The organism is Colwellia sp. Bg11-12, assembly GCF_014076955.1.
Lineage (GTDB): Bacteria > Pseudomonadota > Gammaproteobacteria > Enterobacterales > Alteromonadaceae > Colwellia_A.
The window spans coordinates 1-26,396 of the sequence record NZ_JACGUZ010000076.1 but is presented as its reverse complement, the minus strand read 5'-3'; the positions used below and the strand labels follow the sequence as shown (position 1 = coordinate 26,396).

The following is a 26,396-nucleotide window of genomic DNA, read 5'->3' as shown; positions in this document are numbered from 1 at the left end:
TCACCGCCAAATTAAGAAAAACCCGTTAATCGAAAGATTAGCGGGTTTTTTGCATTTAGAAGTGGAAACATTACGTTAAAGATAAAAAGGGTTTATAGCACTAAACCTTCGAGTAGAGTTCAAATATCTACCTCACCGCCAAATTAAGAAAAACCCGTTAATCGAAAGCTTAGCGGGTTTGTTGCTTTCTGGAACTGAGAACATTCACGTTAAAGATAAAAAGGGTTTATAGCACTAAACTTTCGAAGAGAGTTCAAATTCACTCTCACCGGCAAATTAAGAAAAACCCGTTAATCGAAAGATTAGCGGGTTTTTTGCTTTCTGGAACTGAGAACATTCACGTTAAAGATAAATAAGGGTTTATAGCATTAAACCTTCGAGTAGAGTTCAAACTCGCTTTATTTTATCAATAGCTATTTTAATAAGCGATGAAGACAAGAAATGGCTAATTATTATTTATTGTTATTATGAGTGGTATAGTTATTTTTTTTAGTTATTTAAACATCACTTCAAATTTTGCTTAAATTACTATACACAAATACAATTAAGTTAATATTGTTCAGCTATCTAAAACATTCTTTATTAAGGCAGTCAATTAATGTTAAACACACCGAGTATGGAAATTAATAGTCATCTGGCTAATCGATTACTATTAGTGTTTATAATATTTTCCACTCCGGCCTTAATTAGCTCTCTTCTTAGAATTTCTAATATTGGTTTCCAGCCAATAATGGGCATTCAAATTAGTCTGTACTTTATTTCAGCAGCTATATTTTTTTTTCGTAATCAAGTCTTCTTCAAATTAAAAGCTTATTTCATTACCAGTTGTTTTCTATTATTAGCAATTGGCGGCATGATTCAATTTGGCTTATTTGGTGCTGGGATATTACTGATGATTATGTACACTGCTTTATGCAGTCTACTTTTCAATCGTATTTCTGCATTAATTAGTATTGCTGTTGGATTTATCATTATTACGTCTATTGGCATTGCTTATATTACCGGCCATCTTACTTATATAGTCAATGCTGAGGAGTATCACACTTCTGCTAATGCATGGTTCCTTATGTTGGGGACCACTATTTTTGTCGCGACAAATTTATATATTGTGCTGACATTTATGTCTTCTCAGTATCAACAATCATTAACTGAGTTAGATAAACAAGTTAAATTAAGAACAAAGGCTTACGAAGCTGAAAAAATGAAAGCAGAAAAAGCTAGTGAAATAAAATCGCAGTTTCTAGCTAATATGTCTCATGAAATAAGAACTCCTATGAATGGTGTCTTGGGGGTGATGCAGTTATTGCGTTTAGAGCATCCCAACGAAAAACAAAACGCCCTAATCGACACCGCCATTTTTTCAGCCGAAAATTTATTAAGAATTTTGAATGATATTTTAGACTTTTCAAAAATTGAAGCAAATAAGTTAGATATTGAAAATATCGAATTTGAACTGCAGCCTATTCTAGATTCAATCTACTCAAACGTAGAGTTAGATATAGATATGAAAGGTATATCGCTCAACTTCATCAATAAAACCAATGAAAATGCGTTGTGGACAGGTGACCCTACTCGTTTTTATCAGGTATTACTTAATCTTGTAACCAATGCAGCTAAGTTTACTGATACTGGTGCCATTAATGTTTATATTACTCAAAAGAGCATCAATGGAGTGTCATACCTAACTTCAGAAGTAGTTGATACAGGTATAGGTATGAGCACAGAAGAAATCAACAATCTTTTCCAAAATTTTAGCCAAGCAGACGCATCGATCACTAGGAAGTTTGGTGGAACTGGGCTAGGTCTATCAATTGCAAAACGCTTAGCAACATTAATGGGAGGTAACTTAACGGTCACCAGTAAAAGAGGGGAAGGGTCAACATTCATTTTTACAATTAAATCTAAATTTATTATCTCACCTTTAGTGTCAGCTAAAAATCCAAAAATTACTGGTAACGACTTAGCACCAGACTGGTCAAATAAAAGAATACTAATTGCAGAAGATAATAGAATTAATCAAAAAATAATTTGTGCTATGTTAAAGCCGACTCATGCATTATTGCACTGTGTAAATAATGGTAGAGAAGCCGTAGACTTAGCCTTTGATTTTACTCCTGATATTGTATTAATGGATATTCAAATGCCAGAGATGGATGGCGTTACAGCAAGTATTGAACTCAGGGATAGGCAATTTAATAAGCCCATAATTGCATTTACCGCAAACGTAATGAAAGGTGATGTAGAACACTACTTAGCAAACGGAATGAATGATTTCATCCCTAAGCCTGTAGATATGAATCTATTATATCGAACCCTTTCAAAATTCTTACAAAGCGACCAAAGGAGTTAATCTAGATGAACTGCTCGCTGTGAAGTGGCATAGTTAATTTGGCCACTTCAATGCTTTGAGGATGCATGCAGGGATAAGTTATTGCTCGCCAATAGAATATTAGGCCCTGGTAGCGTGAAAAAAAATGTGTCCGTTTTATCGGGGGAAGATCAGTTATCGATACAAAGACTAATCCTAAATCAATTTTAGCTTGTTAGTGCTAATGTCTTCTTTATGGCAAATGTGATCATTAGAAGCCGGTTTCATATAGTGGTTGGGTGTCCCAAACATTATGCGTAGTTGCATAAATGAGAATACCGAGAATATTATCAGTCCTTGCGATATTAACCAGTAAACAAACTCAACTTTTTTATCGACTGTTTAATGTATACGTCTTAGTTTTTATAATCTCTATTCTAAAGGCAATTTTATTGAATAAAACCAGCGCCAACCTCGTCCCATTCGTTACGCCAAACATAGAAGAACCCGTTAATCGCAAGATTAGCGGGTTTTTGCTTTCTAGAATATACGCTTTAGGTTTGCTTTAAAAGACCATAATCAAATTCACTTTTATGTAAAACTTTAAATCATAATATATACGAATCTATCAGCAATATTTAGATTAACCATTTGAATTTAATGCGCAAAGATGAAGTTAGCTACTCGTTAATCCTAACCTCCGCTTCAAGCTAATTCATGCTAGCTAGGTCTGTCTAAAAACACTAACCTTCCCACATATTCGTCATGCCCAAAGTTATATTGATTCAAATCTATTGTTCACTTTGGCAACAGAGGGGAACTAAACTGTGATTAAAGATTGATTTCCCCTAATGGATATAAAACGGCCTGACCAGGTCATGTTCTATAAGTTAAATTTATAATAATCTTGCCATGGACTAAAGTAATTAAAGGGTCTAAAGTGATTAAAAAAAGTGATTACAAAAAGTGATTACAAAAAGTGATTAAAAAAAGCGAAGAAGAAAAGTGGGCTGCCGAACTGATTATCGCCAATAAGGAACTGATCTTTCAAAATGAAGAGAAAGAAAAGCGGGCTGCCGAACTGGTTATCGCTAATAAAGAACTGATTTTTCAAAACGAAGAGAAAGGAAAGCGGGCCGCCGAACTGGTTATCGCCAATAAAGAACTGATCTTTCAAAATGAAGAGAAAGGAAAGCGGGCCGCCGAACTGGTTATCGCCAATAAAGAACTGATCTTTCAAAATGAAGAGAAAGAAAATCGGGCCGCCGAACTGGTTATCGCCAATAAAGAACTGATGATTGCCGCCACAGTATTTGAATCCCAAGAAGGTATGTTAATCACTGATGCTAGCAACCGTATTATTCGCGTGAACAGTGCTTTTGCATCTATCACTGGTTATAGCAATGAAGACGTTATCGGCCAAAAGCCAAGCGTTCTTAGTTCAGAAAAACAAAGTGAAGGTTTTTTAATTACTATGTGGGATAGCATCAACAATACCGGTGCGTGGCAGGGTGAAATATACAATACTCGCAAGAATGGTGAAATTTATCCAGAATATATCACCATTACGGCAGTAAAAGATGCTCAGGGCATTGTTACTAACTATGTGGAAACATTGACCGACATCACTCTGATTAAAACCTCTGCTGATAAAATCATAAGCCTAGCTTATTATGATGTGTTGACGCACTTACCTAACCGCAGTCTGCTTCTTGATAGGCTTGAACAAGCATTAACCGCTAGTGCGAACAGTGGACAACGTGGCGCAGTATTGTGTATCGATTTAGACCACTTCAAAAATCTGAATGATACGCTAGGACATGATATGGGTGATTTGTTACTGCAACAGGTGGCAGAACGACTAATTGCCTGTATATATGAAAAAGATACTATTGCTCGCATAGGCGGTGACGAGTTTGTCATAATACTCGAAGGCCTAAGCGATAGTGCAATCGAAGCCACCGCTGAAACTAACAATATTATTGAAAAAATAGCCTTTACACTGAACAAACCCTATCAACTTAATACTCATTTCTACCAGAGCACCTCCAGTATAGGAGCTACATTGTTTATGGGGCATGAACTTAAGTCAAAGGAACTACTAAAACAAGCAGATATTGCCATGTATCAATCGAAGAGCAAAGGCCGCAATGCCATCACCTTCTTTAACTCAGTCATGCAAGATAAAATTACTGCTCGTGTTGATATTGAAAATGAGCTACGCGTAGCTATTGAACAACAACAATTCCAATTACATTATCAAATACAAGTTGATCAGATGGGTCGTCCCTTTGGAGCTGAAGCCTTAATTCGTTGGCCGCATCCTGAACGTGGCTTAATTTCTCCTTTGCGCTTTATTCCGGTAGCAGAAGATACAGGACTCATTATCACTATTGGGCAATGGGTACTAGAAACTGCCTGTGCACAATTGAAGCGATGGGAGAAAGATGAGTTGACACGTTACCTCACCTTATCCGTGAATGTAAGCGCTAAACAATTTTTTCAACCAGACTTTGTGGCGCAAGTAGTTGCAACCGTGCGACGTTATGGCATCAATCCGACAAAGCTAAAACTGGAATTGACCGAGAGTATGTTGGTAGATAGCATTGAAAACTTCATCTCAACTATCAACACTTTGAAGGGAATTGGCATTAAAATATCATTAGATGACTTTGGGACGGGCTATTCATCTTTACAATATTTAAAAAAATTAGGAATTTATCAACTAAAAATTGACCAATCATTTGTACGGGATATTGTCACTGATGTTCATGATCAAGTAATTGTTCGTACAATTACTGCAATGGCACACAGCCTAGATATAAATGTCGTTGTTGAAGGTATTGAAACAGAAGAGCAGAGACGAGTTTTACTTACTATTGGTTGCTCTCACTTTCAAGGTTATTTCTTTAGCAAACCTCTTCCTATTGATGAGTTTGAGGGGTTAGTTAGAAAGTCATAGATATTGTTCTCGTTCTATGCACGAATTTTACTTATTTGATCCCAAAATCAGTCTCAAAATTGATTTTTGGAACGTTCGCTAAACTGAGGGTTATTAAGTTAGCTGTTGATCTGCTTAAGTCAATTAACTGATGTACAGTCGACTTCGCCCAAGACAAATAATTTCAACATTTTTTATTCGGCTAAGCGCCTGACGAACTTCATTCAAAATTAATCTGTTTGCCAAATTTTCATCGATATCTGGCACATTCCATCCAAAAATAGCGCGATATTTTTCAATCAAATTGTGACGTCTTCGATGATATCGCTGCGATGGGGTACTAACTCTAATTTTTCTATTTCAGTCATGCTAGTTCACCTTAAAATTTATAGATAGATATAGATTAACCTAGTACTCATGCTCCTTCGGTGCGACACCGAACAGATTGAATAGGAAATTTGATGCAAGCTGATAAATATATTCACTCTATTAATAAAGCAATGATCTATTGTTTTTAATCTTTAATCTTTAATCTTTAATCTTTAATCTGGAGCAAATACATCATGCTACATACACTGAATGATTTGAAAAATATCACCATTCAGGCCTCTGATGGCGATATTGGATTGACCAAAGATCTTTATTTTGATGATAAGCATTGGGTGATCCGATATTTGGTGGTCGAAACGGGGTCTTGGTTATCAAGCAAAAAAATATTGCTTTCACCCATATCAATCAAAGAGTTTAATCAGGAGCATAAGAAGCTTACTGTCACAATCTCAAGAGAACAAGTAAAAAACAGCCCTGACATAGATAGCGAAAAACCAGTCTCTAGGCAGCATGAGGTCGATCATATGGAATATTATGGTTACGAACATTACTGGGGGAACACAGGTATTTGGGGAAGTGAACCCAGTCCTAACATGATGGCACTTGGTTATTATAGTGTCGCGCCAAAGCCAGATAACTTAGATGACCCAGAGATATCCGCAGACATCAAGGCTGCACTGTCACGGGATAATGATCATCATCTACGCAGCAGTCATGCCGTAGTGGGTTATCATCTTGATGCCATAGACGGTGAATTGGGTCACTTGCAAGGTATGTTGATAGATATCGACACTTGGGCTATTCGTTATTTGATTATTAACACCAGTAATTGGTGGCTGGGTCATCTGGTTTTGATTGCGCCTAAATGGATTAAGGAGGTGAGTTGGCCTACCTCTAAAATTTATGTTGATATGACGCAGCAGCAAGTGAAAGATGCACCCACGTTCGATCCCTCAGTGCCTTTTAGTCTTGAAGATGAGCAAAATCTGCAAACTCATTATAGTCGTAATGATGAATAACATTATTACCTCTCTATGATGGCTTTATTGCTTTCTAGCCTTTGAAGAATAATATTATCAGGCCAAAAATGGATAAGGGGTTATAAGCATCCTAAAAATACTGAGAGCAAGAAAGCTCTGCTGCCCTTAGCATATTCTGAGAAGTGTTAAGTAATAGACGACAGTTCGCCGACTCGCATACAAAAGAGATGTCAATATGGAAAGCATGAGGCAACATGTATTTTCATTTTATGAAAAATGACGTCTTATTTTACCTATATTCGACACTAGATAAGCTCAATACACTGGCTGAATCTACATTAAAGAACGATGATAAAAAACAACGGAAATAATATTAATGGATCTCTCTGTATTAGACAAATTCTGGCAGCTAATTGACGAAAAATTACAAGGCTGGCTGGAAGCTGGCATTAAACACTTACCCAATTTTATAGTCGCCATTCTCTTAGCCATGTTTTTTGGCTTACTGGCTAAATATGTAGGTCGAGCCGTTCGAAAAGTGCTTTATAAAACCCTAGAATCTGAACAAATTGCTGATCTACTTACCTCTATTATCAAGATGCTTGTGCTGTTCACAGGGCTATTTATCGCTTTAGAGTTTTTGGGGTTAACTGGCACAGTAACATCACTCTTAGCTGGCGCAGGTATCATTGGTTTAGCACTTGGTTTTGCTTTTCAAGACATGGCAGAGAATCTTATTGCTGGTATTGCGATGGGTATTCGTAAGCCATTTCAAATTGGCGATGTGGTTGAAGCAGCAGATGTGTTTGGCACAGTAAAAACAATTAATTTGCGCAACACATTAGTAGAAACGTTTTTTGGCCAGATAGAAGTTATTCCAAATAAAATATTGTTTCGAAACGTACTAACAAATTATTCAACTACAGGGGTCAGGCGAATCGAAGTACCCGTTGGTATTTCTTACGTAGACGACCCAGAAAAAGCAGCTGGAGTTATTGAAGAAGCGATAAATGCCTGTGATTTTGTTATAAAAAAAGAAGAAACTGCCGTGTTTGCTAAGGAGTTTGCAGACAGCAGTATAAACTTAGTTGTCTGGTTCTGGATCGATTATCCAGGCGACACTGGCTTTATGAAAGCTCGACATACGGCGGTTGTAGAAATTAATAAAGCGCTGGCAAAAGCTGATATCTTAATTCCATTTCCTATCAGAACATTGGATTTTGGCGCCAAAGGTGGTGAAAAGCTCAATACCATGTTGTCGAAAAAAAAGTCAGAAGGTAAATCAGCAGACTCAAAAAATTCATCATCGTCTGAAAATGAAAAGTAACCTCTGGATTCAGTGCAAACTTTCATTAACTAAACGTCCGCTTTGTCGCATCTGACTAATTTATTTACACTGCTCAAATCATTTATCAGGCTGGCTGAATTCTCATTGAACTCTGTAAAAACAGTTGGCCATTGGCTTTCTGCTTGTAGTACACGTTTGCTGCAGAAGGCTTGTAGGTCGGTAACACTGAGATAGCCGACGTTCAGGTTTTCTCTGAGATTTAAATATAAGCGCATACCAAAGTACGTTGAGCGAGATTTTGATGATTTGTTGTGCTGTGATCTCTCGAGTATGATTTTAAACATGTGATATGCGGTGATTACTAACATTAGAAACTGGTTGCCTTTCTTTGTTCACTGATCCCGAATTCTCACAACAAAGAGTGGAAGTCAACGTGCCTGTCTAGCGCTTTTTGTCGATGTTTGCACGCGGTAGTGTTGGCAAGCGAACAGACAACTCACTCCAGCGGACTGATAATACACTTGAGCTAACGCCAACGGCGTTTGCCTATCAGACCCGGAAGGAGCAACCATGTCGACAATCACCACCATTAATCCTGCCACCGAAAAAGAAATCCATACCTACAACATAATTACCGAAATACAAGTGACGGATCGTCTTGAGTCTTGCCATGCGGCTTGCCAATGAAAAAACGCTATTGACTGGGCGGTGGGATCTTTTCAAAGGACGAGGAACGTCCACACGATGGCTTTGGAATAAAAGAATTGGTCAACGTAAAGTCGATTTTCCTGCCCTGACCTGGCTTTAACTCCCTAATTTCGAAAATTTAATTTTAACATTAAGGATTTTTCTATGAGTATGAACATTCTTGTCGCCGGTGCCACCGGTAAAACGGGCCAGCTTCTGGCCCAGTACCTGATAGAACAGGGCCATAAGCCAACAGCGCTGGTTCGCGAAAGTTCGGATACCAGTTCGCTGCCCTTGGGTGTAGACGTTCGCCATGGTGACCTTACAGAACGGAAAACCGGCCTGTGCGACGGTATGGATGCGGTGATATTTGCTGCAGGCTCCGGCGGAAATACAGGCCCTGAAATGACCAAAAAAGTGGATCGGGACGGCGCCAAACGAATGATTGATCTGGCGCTGGAATCAGGCGTGAAACGTTTTGTGATGCTCAGTTCGATCGGCGCAGATCTGTCCAATCCAACCGGCGACCTGGCCCCTTACCTAAATGCCAAGCACGAAGCGGACGAATACCTCAAGGCTTCCGGAATGACCTACTCGATCCTGCGACCCGTAGCACTGACCAACAAGGGTCGCGGCACTGATGTGATCTTGGGCGAGGACGTCGATAAATCGGCAAAGGCGTCCCGAGCGGATGTGGCCCATGTGCTGGTGGAGGCCGCCACTACAGGCCGTTACGACGGTATGGCGCAGGACATGCAATCCGCCTGACCGTCCCATTGCTGGCTAACATCAGGCTCGGAACCCTTTACTTGCAACATTCAATAATTCATTTTTACAGGAGAAAACCCCATGTCAGAGATAAATAACAAAGTCGTCATTATTACCGGTGCCAGCAGTGGTCTCGGTAAAGCCACAGCACTACGCCTAGCAAAAGCCGGCGCCAAGCTAGTGCTTGCTGCCCGCCGCGAAGAACGCCTTGTAGAGTTGCGTGACACGATCAAAGAGCAGGGTGGTTACGCTATTTATCAGGTTACCGACGTCACTGAACGCGCTCAGGTTGAGTCGCTGGGCAAGGCCGCTAAGGAAGCGTATGGCCGCATCGACGTGCTGGTTAACAACGCGGGCCTGATGCCGCTGTCGCCCCTCGATGAGCTCAAGGTCGACGAATGGGAGAAGATGATTGATGTCAATATCAAAGGCGTGCTCTACGGCATCGCAGCGGTACTGCCGACCATGCGCGAGCAGCGTGTCGGCCACATCATCAATCTGTCGTCGGTAGCTGGGCATAAGGTCTTTCCCGCGTCCGCCGTTTATTCCGCAACCAAGTTTGCCGTGAAGGCGCTATCAGAAGGCATTCGTCAGGAAGGCGAAGGGGAAATCCGCTCCACCAATATTTCGCCTGGGGCTGTAGCGACCGAGCTAACCAGTAAAATCAGCGACCCTGATACTGCCAAGGGTGTTGATGAAATGTACGAGATGGCCATTGACCCTGATGCGATTGCGCGGGCAATTGCTTATGCCATCGAGCAGCCGGCAGATGTTGATGTCAACGAGATTATCATTCGCCCCACCAGACAGCCGCTCTAGCTAGGCAGCCACTCTATTGGACAGGAGCAATAGAGTGGCATAGTAAAAGTTCTGAACTATAGCGCCTTAGGGGGAGTATCTATCCATGATGCAACCAAATGCTGAAGTGCGGCGAAAATTGCCCACAACGCCATTCAGCTCTTTTATCGCAATGTGCTGAATAAACCCTGGAGAAACTTGCATTACAAAAGTCATCCCCCTATGGTGGGTATTAAAAGTAATCTAATGCATTAATTAACCAACTAGAAAGGGAGTGCGACGAATGGAAAACAACAACGACCAAAGCATAACTAACTTTGCCGCCATAAAAACCACCATTGCCAATAACGAAGAACAACGGCTCAAAGAATTACTGGCAGGCCAAGTAATGCAAGAACTTGAGAAAAGCTACCTCATTGACCTAGCCAAATTAGGAAATAATCACGCGATTTTGAAGATCTTAGAAGACATCCCTGTGGAAAATCAAGAACAGAAATAAGCTGAGTTTCAACCTTATAAAAGTTTTGAAAAATAATATGAATTTGATGAGCAACAATTTGATTAGAATTTTCAAGCATTATTATCATACTGAGAGCTGCCTCAAAACTTGCATTGCTATATAACACCTGAGTTTAGGCGCATTTGAGACGAAGCCTGTTTTTTCGACAGAAAATATGGGGGGTAGGTCAAATGTCCGATGCAACGCTTTGTTAGGCACAGTAAACTATCTATGGTCCTACCTGATTGAAACAATGCCTCGGTATTTATGGAAAGTTCGCTCAATAAGTCAATTTAATCGTCAGATCAAGGTTTTCGCCATCATACGAAAAGCTGGCTGTTTCGAATGATGGCGCACTCATCGAGGCTTTTGCACCACTTGAAAAACCGTAGCCTTCCGTTGGGACCCCTAGCAAGTTAGTGCCAAGCTTACCGTCCATATTTTTATCATGAATGACAACCAACGCATACGTTCCCGGAGGGATATCTAAAAAGTTGCAACGTGCCTGCGTATCTCGAATTTTCATCATCATTATATTAGTTGCAGAGTGCAAAAATTCAGTAGGGAAACCTGCTGAAGATTCGAAAAGCGCACAAGCTACAACCCCAGTGTTATTTTTAATGTTCGGAATTTTCACTTGAATTCCGGAGCACGATGATTGGGCAAAAACGATGGTGGGAAGATGTGCAAACACCAGTACGGCCCAGCATGCTAAACACCGGCCTCTTTTAGACAAACGCGTCACCTGATGCTTGACAATCGTGGCCAACGTAGACCTTCGATTAGTTGATTCACTCATTAGTTCCTTCATAGCTCCGTTCTCTCTAACCTTGTTGGATCCGCCATTAGACGACTAACGTCTTGATAACCTGCTAAGGGTTGCAAGTAATAAGGCTGATTACTGCCGGAACATAGGTAAAACCAATGAACTTCGAGTTTCCTCATTGGTCGTGGTCGGCATTTATTAAATTGTTCAGCGATTTTTGCCGTTTAGTCCAATATTTTCCATTTTGCCCAAAACCAACAATGCGGCCTAGGAACATCAAGTGCTATGTGGTACGTCAACCAGTATTGCATTGAAATATTAGTTACCCAGCGTCTTCATACCCCAGGCTCGATAACGTTTCCCTTGGATTAATTTTTTAGGTTGATAGAAAATATTAAGGTCGCTACCGATAACCAGACCTTTTTCTTGTATCATTGCACTATTTTTATATCATTTGTATTCACACAGGTATTGTTGAAGCCGTCAAACTTATCGCATGTGGTTCGAACAAACCACTCCTGCCCTGGGTCGAAAGAACACTTTGTCTGATAATGACAGGTGTTGTTGAACTTTTCCCAGTACTGACATCCTTCAACACATTGGAGATTTTTGTATATATAAGTCTTTTTTTCAAACAGGCAATTTTTATTAAAATCGTCCCAGTGTTGGCATTCTTTGAAAGCCCGCGGCACATGCTCGGTTAACGCTATGCCGCAGGTGACAGTGAGGTTCCCCTGGCGATATGTTTCTCCTGTATCGAGAATTACCTCTTTTGCGAAGACACTACCAGCTAAAAACGTCAGCCATCCAATGAAAGCTATTAAAAAAATTTTGTTCATGATCTGATCCTTTATTAACTTAAGTTTCTATAATCGAACAACACAATGCAAAGATATTAGATATCATTCGTCATCTCTTTTCATTATGGCCACAATGACCATGCTATTGATTTAAACCTGGAGGTAGCCGACTTCAGCACATTGCTGATTGAGTCGTTCGTTACAACCACTTTTGGGGCAATTTTAACAGTAGGGATAAGATTGTGATGTGGTTTTGGGAAAACTAGACTTGTGCCACTACTGACGCTGATTTGTTGATAAATGATTGCGCTGCAACCATTTAGGATTACCCAGATCAGATAAAAAGAGGTCGTTCGAATTAACTGAAACGTTTTCATCAGTGTTCTTCAAAATGGGTCTTATTATGTGTAATTTATTCGACTCGACTCGACTCAATTGACTTTAGTCTCCTAATATTTTTAATGGTGAAACAGTACGCACTATTAATCGGGACGTCTGTACTCTAGCGAACACACAAATTGCAAAATTCTGGGGTTTCCTATATGGATTATCTTACACTCTATGTTTTTTTGAGTGTAACGTCGTTTAGAATTGTCTATGACTTCTCCATTTATAATCAATGGTTTCAGAACATTAAAAATAGAATTTTGGTTTTAGTTTAGTAGCTGGTAAATAGTTTCAGGTTAGAATTTCAACGGCAGGTATGATGGCTTGATGTTTCCTACATGCTCATCACAGTCGTTCATATTATATTATTTAACGTTTTAGGTGGCAAAAGTGATCATTAGAAGCCAGTTTCAATTAGTGGTTGAGAGCCTAAAATATTATGCGTAGTTACATAAATGAGAATACCGAGAATTTTATCAGTCTTTACGAGATTAACCCGTAAAGAACTCAACTTATTTTATCGGCTGTTTAATGTATATGTCTTGTTTGTTTCCTAACGTCCAAAATTTTTCATTATGGTTATAAACATATGCCTAACAAGTTCGTAGCGCCAGTTATTAATCTCACCCATATTAAGATAGAGTAATCAAAACTCTGTGCCCATTGGTTGTTCAATTATCTCGTTAGATAATTATAGTTATTAATCTGCGGTATAGAGTTTTTTAAAAATTTTTAGATCCCAGCCAATCATTACTTTATTACCAATTTTTAGAGCTGGTACAGAGTTAGCGCCTATAGCATCGAGCTCTTTTCTACCGCGCTGCATTTTCGCATTTGTTAATCTGTATTTAATGCCATTATCATCCAAGTATTTTTGAGCTTCACGGCAATGGGGGCATTTATCTGAAATATATAAAACAACGCGTATCATCACGAACCTTTATAGAACTGTTAAAGACTCACTATTTTACTGAACTTTCGACTCGATACAAAGAAAATTAATATACTGAGTAAATAAATGCGTTAAAAGCATTTAAAGTAGTCGTTTTTGCTTTGATTTAATCGTTTCAGGTTAGAGTTGCGAACGCCTGCAATGAGCTTGCAGGCGTTCGTAACTCTAAGCTTGATTGTACGTAAGCGTTACTGGCTCCTGAACCAGCAAAGGGGCATTCATCGTTAAATTGTTAACATTCACTTTGTGCGTATCGCTGAGGGTAGAGATTGGTTTTTTCTTTAGGGTAACCACTTTGTTTGTTGGCTAAGATATCGTTTGTTACTCATCAATAAATACCACCCAATGGTTGTGGTTACCCATTACCCACATTAACGCATACGCGCCGACCGTAAAACACTTTTTAACGCACGGTGTTTCTCTTTACGCCAACCATGCGATGCGGATAATTTTGCCCGTGTGTTTGTTTTCACCATAAAGAAAGGCACGTTTAACCCATAGTGAGACAAGGTGATATTTTTAATCTAGCTGGCTAATCTATACTCGCCTTTATTTACTTTATTTACTTTATTTACTTTTTTTTCTTGTTCTATTTGTTTTATTCGCTTTACTTACCTTTTTTTTGACTTGTTTAGGCGCTTTTGAAAACTCTTTATGGAAAGGCTGTTCTGTAACAACAGGAATAACTTGCCCTATGCTATTTTCAATATTAATTAATTGTCTTATATCGTTTTCTACAGCAAATGAAATGGCCATGCCACTTTTTCCAGCACGAGCAGTTCGTCCTATACGGTGTATGTAGTTTCTAGGGTCTTCAGGAAGATTATAGTTAATGACTAAATTAATATTATCAACATCAATTCCGCGAGCAGCAACATCAGTGGCAACGAGTACTCTTAGATTAGAATCTTTAAAGTTTTGTAAGGCTTCTTCCCTAACTGCTTGTGTTTTACTACTGTGGAGACTAGCGGCAGTTATTGATGCTTTTTCTAGTGCTTTAACAATAATGTCAGCGCCATACTTTGTTTTACAAAAGATGAGCACTTTTTTATAATCAGGATTTTTCAAGATGTTAAAGAGTAAAGGGACTTTATTGGCTTTATCAAGGTGGTATACACTTTGATTAACCAAGTCGATAGTAACCGTTTCAGCAGTAATTTGAATTTTTATTGGACTAGTTAATATTGCTGTCGCTAGTATCTCTATTTCAGCAGGCATAGTAGCTGAAAACAATAGTGTTTGTCTGTTCTTTGGCAGTTTAGATATGATGGTTTGAACATCCTTAAAGAACCCCATATCAAGCATTGTATCTGCTTCATCTAACACAAATACTTCTAACGCTTTAAAATTTATATCGCCCGTTTCAATTAAATCCAATAACCTTCCAGGGGTTGCCACTAAAATATCAAGTCCAAGTGCGATAGAGTCAACTTGATTTTGTCTTCCTACACCACCGTAAACAACCTTAGTTTTAAGCCCTAAACCATCAGAATAGTCATCAATGTTTTGCATTATTTGTGAGGCAAGCTCTCTCGTGGGCGTTAGTATCAGCGAACGCGTGCTCTTGGCTTGTATGTCTATTTTATTCCGACCAAAATTATTGATAATTGGTAATGAAAAAGCCGCCGTTTTTCCTGTTCCTGTTTGCGCTATACCAAGCAGATCATTCCCATCAATAAGAGCCGGAATACATTCTTTTTGGATCGGTGTGGGCTCTTTATAGCCCTTAAGAGTAACGCGATCAATAATTGACTCTAAAAGTGAAAATTCTTTAAATTCTGACATGCTGCCTCGGTGTCCTTTAATCAATAGCCTATTATTCTAACAGAATGTTTTAACATAATTAAGATGTATTCATTGTGGCTATGTCTAACGAATCTTCACGACATATCTCATAAAAAAAATAGTGGCGTAATAAAGTGTTCTGACCCTTTGATTTTCTTTCTATAGGAAGATCTATTTCTTTTGAACGACGCACTTAACCGAGGAAACTATTGATGTTAACGTCCGCTCTGTCGTAAACATCTTTCATTAGAAAAAAGGGTAACGTCTGCTTTTATATAAATATTCCGCTTCATTCCTGGAATTTGATGGTAAAGCTAAAGGCTATTATGTGGCAAAGCTGTTGTAATTATACATTCATGTTTAAAAGTTTGCACAATGTGCCGTTTTCCCCTTTAGTTAAAATTACGCCTTAATAGATTTACCACTAACAAAATAACTGCTACTTTTAATTTTATTAACCATTGCTATAGCTTTATAATGTTAGGCAATAACATCCTATAGCTTAAAGAAGATATAAGAATAGAATATATGAGATATTGGAATATTATCTGCGTTGTATTACTACTCAGCGCTTGTACTAATAGCAATTGGCGCACGGCTAGTCGAGAGCCAGCCGGCATTGCATCATTACCGAGTGAAGATAACCGGGCTATTATAGAATTCTATGCTGCTGACGCTTTTAGTTGGCGTGGTTGGTTTGCGGTTCATCCTTGGGTCGCAATAAAAGAAGAGCAAGCGACTCAATATAGTGTTTATGAGGTTACGGGTTGGCAAGTTAGGCGAGGCCTATCGGCAATAAAGCAATATGAAACACTCACACCTGACAGATACTGGTATGGGTCAAAGCCTACATTATTACTCTCTATTAAAGGAGATAAAGCAGCAAAGCTTATTCCTAAAATTAAATCAGCTATAGCCCTTTATCCTTGGTTACATGAATACAGTATTTTCCCAGGTCCTAATAGCAATACTTTTATTGCTTGGATAGGTAATCAAGTACCTGAACTTGAATTAGAACTCCCTTTAAGTGCCATTGGCAGTGGCTACGCAAACTAATTTTTTTATTTAGTGTCACAACAACATACAAAGAGCGAAATTATGCATCAATCAAGTTTATTAAAAAATGGCTCTTTCATTAACGGCCAATGGTTATCGTCTCTGGAAAAATTTGACGTAACGAATCCATTTGACAACAGTGTAGTAGCAAGCGTTTCAAATGCTGGCGTTGATGAAACGACACAAGCAGTTCAAGCGGCTAAGCGTGCCTTAGCTGCTTGGTCTCAAAAGCCAGCAAACGAACGTGCGATATTAATGCGAAAATGGTTCGACCTTGTTATAAAAAATCAAGATGAATTAGCTAAAATACTCACATTAGAGCAGGGGAAACCCTTAGCTGAATCTAAGGGTGAAATTGTTTACGGAGGCTCATTTATTGAGTGGTTCTCTGAAGAAGGGAAGCGAGTTTATGGTGACACTATACAAGCCTTAAGCACCGATAAGCGAATTGTTGTAATCAAGCAACCAGTAGGTGTTGTTGCCGCAATAACGCCATGGAACTTTCCTAATGCAATGATTGCGCGAAAAGCTGCCGCTGCACTAGCTGCTGGATGTACCTTCGTTGTTAGACCCGCTTCGCTTACCCCTTTGTCGGCGCTAGCCTTGGCGGAGCTTTCAAAGCAAGCTGGTATACCTGACGGAGTCTTTAATGTCGTCGTTGGAACCGACTCACGTGCGATGGGGGAAGTGTTAACCACTCACCCTGATGTGGCTAAGTTTACTTTTACGGGGTCAACAGAAGTGGGTAAAGCTTTAATTAAGCAATGTGCTTCTACAGTTAAAAAAGTATCGATGGAACTTGGTGGTAACGCGCCATTTATTGTTTTTGATGATGCAGATATTGACGCGGCAGTTCAAGGCGCTATCGCTTCAAAGTATCGCAATGCCGGTCAAACGTGTGTGTGTACTAATCGTATTTTGGTACAAGAAACAGTTTTAGAAGTATTCACCCAAAAATTTGTAAAAGCGGTTCAAGCGTTGACAGTAGGTAATGGTTTAGATGATAACGTGTATGTTGGCCCTATGGTGTCTACTGCAGCTGTTGACGATGTCGAAAAGTTAGTTGCCAAGTCTCTTAATTCTGGTGCTAAATTACTAACAGGGGGGCGATCTGAAATGGGTAATTGTTTTTACCTACCCACCGTTTTAGCTAATGTAACCAATGATATGGCAATTGCTGCCAATGAAATTTTTGGCCCTGTGGCGCCTATTATCAGTTTTAAATCAGAGAAAGAAGCCATTGAAATTGCCAATGATACTGAATACGGTTTGTCAGCTTACTTTTATGCCCGAGATATTGGACGTGTTTGGCGAGTATCAGAAGCACTAGAATTTGGAATGATAGGTATTAACGAGGGCCTAATTTCTAATGCAGCCGCTCCCTTTGGTGGAGTTAAGCAATCAGGTAGCGGGCGAGAAGGCTCTAAGTATGGCCTTGATGATTATCTAGAAATTAAATATCTTTGTATGGGCGGTATTTAATTTACTTATCCTATAGTGACCACTAAAGACTATTTTGATTAAGTTGTCGGATTGATTAACGTTAAAAAATATTCTTTATTGGTTGAAATGTTGTCAATTTTAATGGGGTAATGAAGTATTTGGTTGAAGTGGTTTGCAAATTGAGATATTTGAAGGACTAATTTTCTGGCGTCGTTTATAAACATAGAACAAATTTGATTATCTTTGAGTTCTTCTCGACTAATTTGAAATGGGTGTTGAGATGTCTCTGATATCCATAGTGCACTTCTAAGTTTGGCTTGAATGAAGTTCATTTCAGCATTGGTATCATTAAGTGTATTGGTCCATTTAATTACTTTTGATAGTTGGTCGTACAAATGATTACCATAGGCGTGTTGGCGCACATTGGTTTGTATATTCTCTTGCATAATTGATAAGAGGGGCTTTTGTAATTGATAAGAATAAAGAGCACTTTTTTTCTGACTCGTTCTAAAGTCAAACCCTTCTCCCAATAAATAAAGTTCTCCTATGGCAGTGTTAATATTTTTACTTTTTTGAGTGATTTGTGAATACTGGTTCGCTATTTGTGAAATTTGAGCATACTCATGCATTTGTGTTAATTTTTTTGGATACCCAGAACCATCGAGCTTTTCCTCATGCTGCTCTATGGACTCTAACACTAACTTATTTTCTAACCCCGCAATTTTAACAATTTCTTTGCTTAAAATAGGATGAACTAACTGTGCGTCTTTCATATTTCTATTTAATCGGGCATAGCCTATGTTTTCGAAAAACAGTACGGATATTAGTTCGAATAATTCGGTTGCACAATAGTTATTTGCTTTACCAATATGAGTGCCAAAAACCAAATTTAATAATGTATTTTCATAAGCTGGAGGGTTCAAATGAGAAAATATCTTTAGATGGTCAACAATTTTTTTAGGAATAGAGTCTTGCTTTATATATTCAGAAATAGTCGCAAGTGTTTCTTTTAATTGAAAGTTATTTAACACAGGTTTTTTTTTTGCAAGTTCGAGAATAGGGCTTAATAAATCTTGGGCTGATTGTTTCTGAGTAAGAGAAATGACATCTTCATGCCCTATAACGCCTTCTTTTTGTAAGTTATCTAATCTTATTTTAATTTTATCTGTAATTTCAGTTCCTGCTTTTAAAAATACTCTTTTCCCTTGTGGGTCCGTAATATCTTTACTGATCCCACATTTTATTCCTGAATTTAAGATATGAGTTGTAAACTGTTTAGATGTTTTTTTCACTAGTTGGTTAATAACTTCCACATTCTATCCTTGAATTTATTATTCTCTACTGCAAATTTTATATAGTTAACTGTAGGAATGAATAGGGGGTTTTTGCAAAGCGAATTATTAAACCATTTATTACTAAGAAAGCTTACGCTAATATATAGTCAAAGTGCTATTATGGTTTACATTCCACTTTATTAGATTATCAATTAAATGTTAGTTTTACTTCCTAAGACAGGACGTAGTTGAACCTAGCCCATACCACTTATTCTGGCGGTGACACATCACTGTTTGAATCAATATCCAATGACATCGTTGAAAAGGGATACAGTATTCGCCCTTATGCTTTGCCCGAAGATTTAACATGCTTGTTACTACAGCATATTATCGAACTTCCAACGGATAAATTTAAACGTGCAGGTATAGGTCGAGCTAAAGGTCATATGATTAATGACTTTATTCGTACAGACGAAATTAGCTGGATAACTCATAACAATCCAGCAAGTTGTGCTTGGATAAAATGGACAGAATCACTACAAGCTTATTTGAATAGGCGTTTGTTTCTCGGTTTATTTTCTTTTGAAAGTCATTTTGCTCATTATGCTAAAGGTGATTTTTATAAGCGGCACAAAGATGCCTTTAAAGGTGAAGGTAATCGTGTGTTATCAGTAGTGGTATATCTCAATCAACAGTGGTCTGCAGATGATGGCGGCGAGTTAGTTATTTATGATAAAAAGTCTCGCATTTCTACCGTTGTTGATAATAGTCAAATAAAGGTAATACCAAGTTTTGGCACAATAGTAATATTTTTAAGTGAAGAGTTTCCACATGAAGTATTACCCGCCAAGCGAGACAGATACTCTATAGCGGGCTGGTTTCGCTTAAACAACAGCATTGCCAATAATATTGATCCACCAAGCTAATGAGAAACTAATGAAAATTAATGAGAGCGTAGCTATTGTCTAAAGTGATCCCCAAGCTGCATGTTATCAGCGAATTACATGATATTAATCAGTTAATTATACCTTTAAAAGCTTTAGCTGATAGAGAAAGAGCCTCTATTTATGGTTTAACGGGCATGGTATATACACCCTACATTGATGATTATATGCAGAAAAGTATAAAAAAAGCGGCGATACTCGCTTGCTTAAAAGAACAAGGCATATTGGCATTATCTTCGGTAGAGCTAATCAGTTCAGCATTAGAGGGCTTATATAAAAGAGCTAAAAATAACGCGGTTGTTGAGTATGAAGGAAAGCTTTATCAGCGTCGATTTTCGCCATTAAAATTAAGTAAATCAGGGAAGGTTGTTCATAAATGGGCGAGATACTGGTTTTTACAATTACCTAATGGCAAAGTTGACCCCAATTGGGAAAGTGAGGTTCGAGAGATCTGGCCTTCCTATTTTTTGATTAGAACAACCGACTTGTAAATAAAGACGTCTCGTTATTGATGTTACCGTTTAGCTGTTCAACGACTAGTACTCATAAAAAGGCTCTTTAATAAAATAAATTATACTCATAATCTGTTTCCTCATCATAAATTTAAGCAAACTATTAAGGTTAGTGAATTAAGCCTTTATTTTTTAGGATAGATACTTACGCGTTTTGCTTTGTTATTGGCGGTGCAAGTATTCATTTGTTGATAATATACGCTTTTTTAGGTTGAAAAATCTTCTGCTTTATTTAAACAGATACTTAAAAAGTATTAAAGTATGGTGACAGAGGAACCGATATATATATACTTGATAGATCGACTATTCGTTAAGGGTACATTTATTTAGCCTTTATTCGCTAATATGCACTAAGATTAAACGAGTAACATTAACGAGTTATTGATTGGATCCCTTCTAATGTAATTCTGTTAAAAATATGAGGTACAACGATTAATGAGCAGTGTCATAAGCCCTCACTTAAAAAGATTTGAAAAGCAAATATTAAGCTTGGTTCCTTATGCCAGCAACGACAGATTAGAGTATCTTGTTAAAAAACTCCTACCTGAAGAAGATGCTAGTCGACACCTCGCTGTTAAAAATGAAATCAAAAAGCTTGCCCAACAAGCAACTAAACCTATTGATTTACGGTTGATTTTTTCTGATTGCGAAATAGTTGAACATAACAAAGTTAAACACTATCTTGATTATGCAGGTAGAGAGTTATTCAAGCAAAAACTTGTTGAATACCAAAACCTTTATACGACAGCGCTATACTATGAAGTTTATGAAGATGCACAACTTAGGGCGTCGAATAAAGGTAAAATTGTCAGCGGAGGGGAGAGTGAAGATGAAAGCGAAAGCGAAAGTGAATTTTCAGAGTTCAGAATAGATAAAACTGAACCTAAACCCTTAGTTAATAAAAACAGAATAATTAATGAGTTAAAGAAACTTAACTCTTCTTGTAAAGTCTTTATCAATCCAATTATGGGGATGACAACACAAGGAAAAAAAGAAGTTGGCATTACCGCTATTATTGAAAAGATGAACAACCAAAAGGTTGTTATTCAAACGCCACATGAATTAAAAGATGTCAACGCGAATAAAGTCTATTTATGGCTATTTGACCATCATACAGAAATCGATTTTACTGACGAACTTGAGCTTGGTTTTTTAATTATTGATAGCCAAAAATCTAAAGTGAATAATAGCTTTGAATATTTATTAAAATTTTCAAGCCCATTAACCGATCAACAAATGCGTGTTTTATTCGCCCATTACTTACGACAAAAAAAACTTGCGATTATAGGGCCGACAGAGCGTTTTATCACCCCATTATTTGATTCGGTTACGTCTAAAGGCTACGAGCAACTTTACTTAAATAAAACTCATGATATTCCATTACTTTGCTATAAAAAAGATAAGATATGGCATGCTAAAGTAGCAATGAAAACATCAGGTAATGACGAATTATGGAGTTTTTTTAGTGACGTAAAGCAAAAATTTCATTTACCTGTGTTGCTCGGTAATCAAGATATTCAACAAGCGTTAAACGAAAGAAATACGGTTGATAAGTATGCTTTATTATTAAAATCTAGTCATAAAGGTAATTTTATCTATTCACTTATTTGGTACGAGGACTTTGTGAATAATAAAAGTGCTAAGTCTGTTTTTAACAACTTTTTTAAAAACGGCCTTTTTAGGGTGGTTAAAATCTCATCGTCGTTTATTAATTCCGAAGAAGATGCTTATGTACCCTCTGCGCTACCCTGTCATGTTCATCCTAAAATGGCGGTATTAAATAGGGCTATTCCTAAAGCGGCTTTAGATATGATCAGTGATTGTGATCATATGATCACAATTTCAGATATTACCAGCCTTTATGAAACGATATATCAACCAGTGAGTGGTAATATTACTGAATTAGAGGCTTTATTACCCTTGCGTTATCAACTCAGTGCGGTTGACACACTTGATGAAACTGAGATAGTAACGGCTGAAAATGATGACTCAAGAAGTGAGGATCGCTTCGTCTTAGCTTTTAAAATGGCGATTACACGTAGTAATAATGTCGTTACAAATATTCCGGGTATAACTAAGAATATTTCTGTTCAAGGATTATTAGTTAATCTGGTAAAAGAAACTAAATTTAAAGCCGGTGAAGAAATTGAAATTGAATTAACCGTACCTTTTAACGAACAAGAACGCTCACTTAAAAAACAGAAATATGTTGTCCTAGGTTATGACAGTCATGGCGCAGTCAGGTTATTAATGAATACTATAGAAAGTAAGCATTTAGCTTGCAGAGCAATAAGAAAATATATTTATCAGCATGTTGATACCCTAGAAGCCTGTGGAAAGCGTGGTAGTCGTATTTATGGTCTGCAAAAAGCGATGAGAAACATATATGCACATAATCACTTTTCTATCCCGTTTTACTTAAAAGCGACAAAGCACCAACAATATATTAATGCGGCGAGCTTTAGTGGTAACTCAGCACTCAAACATCTTATTTATAAAAACGAAAATAGTGAGGAGATTATCCTCAACTTGTTAAGCAATCAAAAGTTTAGAGACTCTTGTTTATCGATTATTGCGGTACTTGCTTATAAAAAATTATCAGCTCGCGCTTTTTATATCCTTGTGTTGCCTAAAGATAAAAATGAAAATGAAGAGTACTCATTCTGGTATCGTGATTTATCTGTATTAAAGAAGTCTAATCAATTAAAAGAATATACCAATAAAGTTTCTAGTCATGGTAAACCCGCAATTTTAAAAGTTGAACTGAAAAAAAGTGATAAAGTACAAAATATGTATTATCGTGACGAAATAAGTTACCTAAAAAGTTTAGATAAAGATTTGGCTCATGACCTTGAAATTCAGTTGGAAAGTACTATTGGTATAGGGGAAGTAACTGATTTAACTGACATCGCTATCAAAATGATCAGCAATACAAAATAAAATAATTATAACCCACCAGTATATGTCTCCTGTTTCTTATGACAATAAATTCCCCGTGTTTAGCTTGTTCACTTCATAACTATTAGTCATTGCTCATTATCTTGCAGGTAATAAAGCATAGATGTATTTAAATTGTACTTATATATTGATTGAAGCCTGCCATTGGCAGATGTTTGACCTCAAGCAACCTAAAAGGTTATGGTCTGTCTATAGCGAATAACGTGCTGTAATATTTAAAAAATGTGTTTATTAATAGCGACACCTAATAAAGAAGACCCTGAGGTAAAAAAGTGAATATAGATAAATTTAATATCCCAACGAAAACACTCATAACGGTAGCAATTGCAGCAAGCCTATTTTTTAGTTCTGTATATACAGTAAATGAAGGTCATATCGGCATTGTCAAACGATTTAGTGAAGCAAAAGAGCAAGTTAACCCGGGTCTGCACTTTAAAGTTCCTTTTATTGATAGTGTCGAAGAAATAGAAGTCAGAACACGTAAAAACGAAGAAAAAATGGCATCAAGCACCAAAGAGCAAATGCCGGTAACGGTTATTGTTTCTGTTAACTGGACGGTAGATAAAACTGCTGCTCTTGAGCTTTTTCGTCAATATGGTGGTTTAAAGCAATTTGAGAACAGAATTCTTGATCCGCGCTTTAGATCAGCTACAAAAGACGTCATCCCTCAGTATGATGCAGAAAAATTAATACAAGATAGAGCAAGTGCAATACAGGCTATTGAAGCGAGTTTTATCGAAGAAATGAAAGATTTCCCGGTTACTGTTGATAACATTCAAATTGAAAATATTCAATTACCGACTAAGTACTTAACCTCTATTGAAACTAAGCAAACAGAAAAAAATCTAGCTGATGCGGAAAAACATAAACTAGCTCGTCAAAACTTAGAAGCGCAACGTGATGTAAATACGGCTAAAGCTAAAGCTGATGGTATCAAATTAGTTGCTATAGCAGAGGCTGAATCAATTCGAATTAAAGGTTTAGCTGAGGCAGAAGCGATTACCGCTAAAGCTAAAGCGTTGGGTAATAATCCTTTAATTGTTAAACTCACCGAAGCGCAAAACTGGGATGGAAAGCTTCCAGCGACAATTTTAGGCAGCAGTAATATGCCAATATTGGACATGAGAACGAAATAAATTTGATGTAGTATATTATAAGCCGCTTAATTGCGGCTTTTTTTATCCAGTCATAGTTACTTTTCAAAGGTTACTGAACAGGTAAATAATGGCCTCAGTTTACCACCTAACTAAGGATAAAATTATGTTATTTCAAAAATGAAATCGCTACTTTGTATTGATGTTTTGTAACAAATGAGACAATTTCGAATTTTGAGTGAGCTCTGCAAAAATCGCTTATCAGTCCTTGAAGATGTTGATGGCTAATAACACATAAGTTGGATGCCTTTACTGATCTAGGATTGATGGCTGAGGCGTATAGAACGTAAATAATTATTAAATTAACAAGGTTATTATGGATTCATTAACACAAGTTGTCTTGGGTGGCGCGGTCGGTTATGCGGTATTAGGCAACAAAGTTGGCCATAAAGCTGCTATTTATGGCGCTATTTTAGGGACTTTACCTGACTTAGATGTGTTTCTACCATACAGTGGTGAAGTAGAAGCCTTTACCTACCATCGAGGGTTTAGCCACTCGCTATTAGTACATTTGCTAATCAGCCCTTTTATTGCCTGGTTACTCATTAAATATCATCAAACTACCGCCATTTACAAAAATAAATGGTTCTGGTTGGTTTTCCTTTGTTTATCTACCCATGGGATTTTAGATAGCTTTACCGTTTATGGTACTCAATTGTTGTGGCCAATTACTGAGTATCCCTTTGCGGTTTCTAATTTGTTTATTATTGACCCCATGTATACCTTGCCACTATTGTTGTCGTTTATTGTTATTTTTCTGCCTAGTGTTAAGCCTACAAGTGCCTCAAAAATTAACCATTGTGCACTAGTCATAAGCAGCCTTTATATTTGTTGGTCTTTGATGGCAAAATTTTATATAGACGAGAAAGTAGCAGTAGCCCTAAACGATAAGCAAATAAAAGCAGATCATTATTTGAGTACACCAGCACCTTTTTCCACCTTACTTTGGCGAATATTGGTGATGTCGGATGGTCAATATTACGAGGGTTATGTCTCGGTGTTTGACTCGGCATCAGATGTGAGTTTAGTGGCCTATAATTCTTCAGATCTTTTGCTTATAAATCTTCAAGACGACTGGAATGTACAGAGGCTTCAATGGTTCACTAAAGGCTTCTACTCTGTCAAAGAAGAAGATCACAATATTGTTTTATCTGATTTACGTATGGGGGCAGAGTGTAGCTATGTATTCAATTTTATTGTCGGCGCACAAACAAGTACTGGAATTGTTAAGAGTGATATTGAAAAGGTAAGTGATAGACCTGATTTAAGTATGCTTGGCCGTGTTTGGGATAGAATTTTGGATCCTTCAGTATCATTGGCTCCCGTAAAGAAAAACGGTGTGTGTGCCAATAGGGAAAGTTAATTTTATAAGGAAGTTTAATAATACGGGAATGTTTAATTATCTATATACCCGTTCCATACTTTATAAAGTCACTACCATCATATAAGTATGATTTTAAGAATATATTTATTAATAAAATGAATATTTACTTGGAATATAATTATTGATATTTAACATGTGATTTTTTAAAAGGGAGATTACGAACTTCGGTGAAATTTTTTTATATTTAAACGTAGTTGGTTGTTGGAGCACATATCTTTAAGAGGGAACTGACGAACTGATATTATACTTATATCTTAAATTGGTTGCGGGAGCCAGATTTGAACTGACGACCTTCGGGTTATGAGCCCGACGAGCTACCAGACTGCTCCATCCCGCGTCCGAATGACCTACAATAAGTAGGAAGCCCTAAAGGTTTTAATTC

Annotated in this window: 19 protein-coding genes and 1 tRNA gene; 14 read left to right on the top strand and 6 right to left on the bottom strand. The window is 37.6% G+C overall.

Features of this window, described 5'->3' with window-relative positions:
- Positions 1–598 precede the first annotated feature (598 nt).
- From H4J39_RS13875 to H4J39_RS13845, 7 genes are all read left to right on the top strand, one after another.
- Positions 599–2,350 carry an ATP-binding protein gene (locus H4J39_RS13875; protein ID WP_182229010.1) on the top strand — a complete coding sequence of 584 codons (1,752 nt, stop codon included), beginning with the start codon at positions 599–601 and terminating at the stop codon, positions 2,348–2,350.
- Positions 2,351–3,287: 937 nt separating this feature from the next.
- The gene (locus H4J39_RS13870; RefSeq protein WP_182229009.1) at positions 3,288–5,270 is read left to right on the top strand and encodes an EAL domain-containing protein; all 1,983 of its coding nucleotides are present in this window, start codon (positions 3,288–3,290) and stop codon (positions 5,268–5,270) included.
- A gap of 542 nt (positions 5,271–5,812) precedes the next feature.
- Positions 5,813–6,598: a PRC-barrel domain-containing protein gene (locus H4J39_RS13865; RefSeq protein ID WP_182229008.1), complete on the top strand. Its 786-nt coding sequence runs from the start codon at positions 5,813–5,815 to the stop codon at positions 6,596–6,598.
- A 337-nt stretch (positions 6,599–6,935) separates the two neighbouring features.
- Positions 6,936–7,886 (top strand): mechanosensitive ion channel family protein, encoded by a 951-nt coding sequence (locus tag H4J39_RS13860; RefSeq protein WP_182229007.1) that lies wholly within the window; start codon positions 6,936–6,938, stop codon positions 7,884–7,886.
- Positions 7,887–8,699: 813 nt separating this feature from the next.
- Positions 8,700–9,302, top strand: a complete 603-nt coding sequence (locus H4J39_RS13855; protein WP_220462207.1) for an SDR family oxidoreductase — start codon at positions 8,700–8,702, stop codon at positions 9,300–9,302.
- A gap of 81 nt (positions 9,303–9,383) precedes the next feature.
- The gene (locus tag H4J39_RS13850) at positions 9,384–10,121 is read left to right on the top strand and encodes an SDR family oxidoreductase (RefSeq protein ID WP_182229006.1); all 738 of its coding nucleotides are present in this window, start codon (positions 9,384–9,386) and stop codon (positions 10,119–10,121) included.
- 262 nt (positions 10,122–10,383) lie between these two features.
- A complete protein-coding gene (locus tag H4J39_RS13845; RefSeq protein WP_182229005.1) occupies positions 10,384–10,599 on the top strand; it encodes a hypothetical protein in 216 nt (71 codons plus the stop codon).
- A 280-nt stretch (positions 10,600–10,879) separates the two neighbouring features.
- On the opposite strand, the gene H4J39_RS13840 is transcribed toward H4J39_RS13845, so the two are convergent.
- From H4J39_RS13840 to H4J39_RS13825, 4 genes are all read right to left on the bottom strand, one after another.
- The gene (locus H4J39_RS13840) at positions 10,880–11,236 is read right to left on the bottom strand and encodes a DUF2141 domain-containing protein (RefSeq protein ID WP_310649757.1); all 357 of its coding nucleotides are present in this window, start codon (positions 11,234–11,236) and stop codon (positions 10,880–10,882) included.
- Positions 11,237–11,796: 560 nt separating this feature from the next.
- Positions 11,797–12,204 carry a hypothetical protein gene (locus H4J39_RS13835; RefSeq protein WP_182229003.1) on the bottom strand — a complete coding sequence of 136 codons (408 nt, stop codon included), beginning with the start codon at positions 12,202–12,204 and terminating at the stop codon, positions 11,797–11,799.
- A 1,048-nt stretch (positions 12,205–13,252) separates the two neighbouring features.
- The gene (locus H4J39_RS13830) at positions 13,253–13,483 is read right to left on the bottom strand and encodes a glutaredoxin family protein (RefSeq protein WP_182229002.1); all 231 of its coding nucleotides are present in this window, start codon (positions 13,481–13,483) and stop codon (positions 13,253–13,255) included.
- A 588-nt stretch (positions 13,484–14,071) separates the two neighbouring features.
- Positions 14,072–15,289, bottom strand: a complete 1,218-nt coding sequence (locus H4J39_RS13825; RefSeq protein WP_182229001.1) for a DEAD/DEAH box helicase — start codon at positions 15,287–15,289, stop codon at positions 14,072–14,074.
- Between the two features lie 528 nt (positions 15,290–15,817).
- Here H4J39_RS13825 and H4J39_RS13820 point away from each other — a divergent pair.
- A complete protein-coding gene (locus tag H4J39_RS13820; RefSeq protein ID WP_182229000.1) occupies positions 15,818–16,345 on the top strand; it encodes a DUF3750 domain-containing protein in 528 nt (175 codons plus the stop codon).
- A gap of 42 nt (positions 16,346–16,387) precedes the next feature.
- The gene (locus tag H4J39_RS13815) at positions 16,388–17,827 is read left to right on the top strand and encodes an NAD-dependent succinate-semialdehyde dehydrogenase (protein WP_182228999.1); all 1,440 of its coding nucleotides are present in this window, start codon (positions 16,388–16,390) and stop codon (positions 17,825–17,827) included.
- A 38-nt stretch (positions 17,828–17,865) separates the two neighbouring features.
- On the opposite strand, the gene H4J39_RS13810 is transcribed toward H4J39_RS13815, so the two are convergent.
- Complete coding sequence (locus H4J39_RS13810; protein WP_182228998.1) at positions 17,866–19,101, bottom strand: hypothetical protein; 1,236 nt, start codon at positions 19,099–19,101, stop codon at positions 17,866–17,868.
- A 209-nt stretch (positions 19,102–19,310) separates the two neighbouring features.
- On the opposite strand from H4J39_RS13810, the gene H4J39_RS13805 reads away from it, so the two are divergent.
- The 5 genes from H4J39_RS13805 to H4J39_RS13785 all read left to right on the top strand — a co-directional run bounded on the left by H4J39_RS13805 (position 19,311) and on the right by H4J39_RS13785 (position 25,993).
- Complete coding sequence (locus H4J39_RS13805; RefSeq protein WP_182228997.1) at positions 19,311–19,988, top strand: 2OG-Fe(II) oxygenase; 678 nt, start codon at positions 19,311–19,313, stop codon at positions 19,986–19,988.
- 44 nt (positions 19,989–20,032) lie between these two features.
- Positions 20,033–20,497 (top strand): hypothetical protein, encoded by a 465-nt coding sequence (locus H4J39_RS13800; protein WP_310649759.1) that lies wholly within the window; start codon positions 20,033–20,035, stop codon positions 20,495–20,497.
- A gap of 456 nt (positions 20,498–20,953) precedes the next feature.
- Positions 20,954–23,458, top strand: a complete 2,505-nt coding sequence (locus H4J39_RS13795) for a PilZ domain-containing protein (protein WP_182228995.1) — start codon at positions 20,954–20,956, stop codon at positions 23,456–23,458.
- A gap of 290 nt (positions 23,459–23,748) precedes the next feature.
- Complete coding sequence (locus H4J39_RS13790) at positions 23,749–24,612, top strand: prohibitin family protein (RefSeq protein WP_182228994.1); 864 nt, start codon at positions 23,749–23,751, stop codon at positions 24,610–24,612.
- Positions 24,613–24,946: 334 nt separating this feature from the next.
- Positions 24,947–25,993, top strand: coding sequence for a metal-dependent hydrolase (locus H4J39_RS13785; protein WP_182228993.1), 1,047 nt, complete (start codon positions 24,947–24,949; stop codon positions 25,991–25,993).
- Positions 25,994–26,274: 281 nt separating this feature from the next.
- On the opposite strand, the gene H4J39_RS13780 is transcribed toward H4J39_RS13785, so the two are convergent.
- A tRNA-Met gene (locus H4J39_RS13780) sits at positions 26,275–26,351 on the bottom strand.
- Between the last annotated feature and the right edge of the window lie 45 nt (positions 26,352–26,396).

Bases quoted from the DNA above. Each gene is read 5' to 3' on its own strand.
- H4J39_RS13815 (WP_182228999.1), top strand. From the start codon at position 16,388: ATGCATCAATCAAGTTTATTAAAAAATGGCTCTTTCATTAACGGCCAA.
- H4J39_RS13875 (WP_182229010.1), top strand. From the start codon at position 599: ATGTTAAACACACCGAGTATGGAAATTAATAGTCATCTGGCTAATCGA.
- H4J39_RS13850 (WP_182229006.1), top strand. From the start codon at position 9,384: ATGTCAGAGATAAATAACAAAGTCGTCATTATTACCGGTGCCAGCAGT.
- H4J39_RS13855 (WP_220462207.1), top strand. From the start codon at position 8,700: ATGAGTATGAACATTCTTGTCGCCGGTGCCACCGGTAAAACGGGCCAG.
- H4J39_RS13845 (WP_182229005.1), top strand. From the start codon at position 10,384: ATGGAAAACAACAACGACCAAAGCATAACTAACTTTGCCGCCATAAAA.
- H4J39_RS13835 (WP_182229003.1), bottom strand. From the start codon at position 12,204: ATGAACAAAATTTTTTTAATAGCTTTCATTGGATGGCTGACGTTTTTA.
- H4J39_RS13820 (WP_182229000.1), top strand. From the start codon at position 15,818: ATGAGATATTGGAATATTATCTGCGTTGTATTACTACTCAGCGCTTGT.
- H4J39_RS13860 (WP_182229007.1), top strand. From the start codon at position 6,936: ATGGATCTCTCTGTATTAGACAAATTCTGGCAGCTAATTGACGAAAAA.
- H4J39_RS13825 (WP_182229001.1), bottom strand. From the start codon at position 15,289: ATGTCAGAATTTAAAGAATTTTCACTTTTAGAGTCAATTATTGATCGC.
- H4J39_RS13795 (WP_182228995.1), top strand. From the start codon at position 20,954: ATGAGCAGTGTCATAAGCCCTCACTTAAAAAGATTTGAAAAGCAAATA.
- H4J39_RS13785 (WP_182228993.1), top strand. From the start codon at position 24,947: ATGGATTCATTAACACAAGTTGTCTTGGGTGGCGCGGTCGGTTATGCG.
- H4J39_RS13830 (WP_182229002.1), bottom strand. From the start codon at position 13,483: ATGATACGCGTTGTTTTATATATTTCAGATAAATGCCCCCATTGCCGT.
- H4J39_RS13865 (WP_182229008.1), top strand. From the start codon at position 5,813: ATGCTACATACACTGAATGATTTGAAAAATATCACCATTCAGGCCTCT.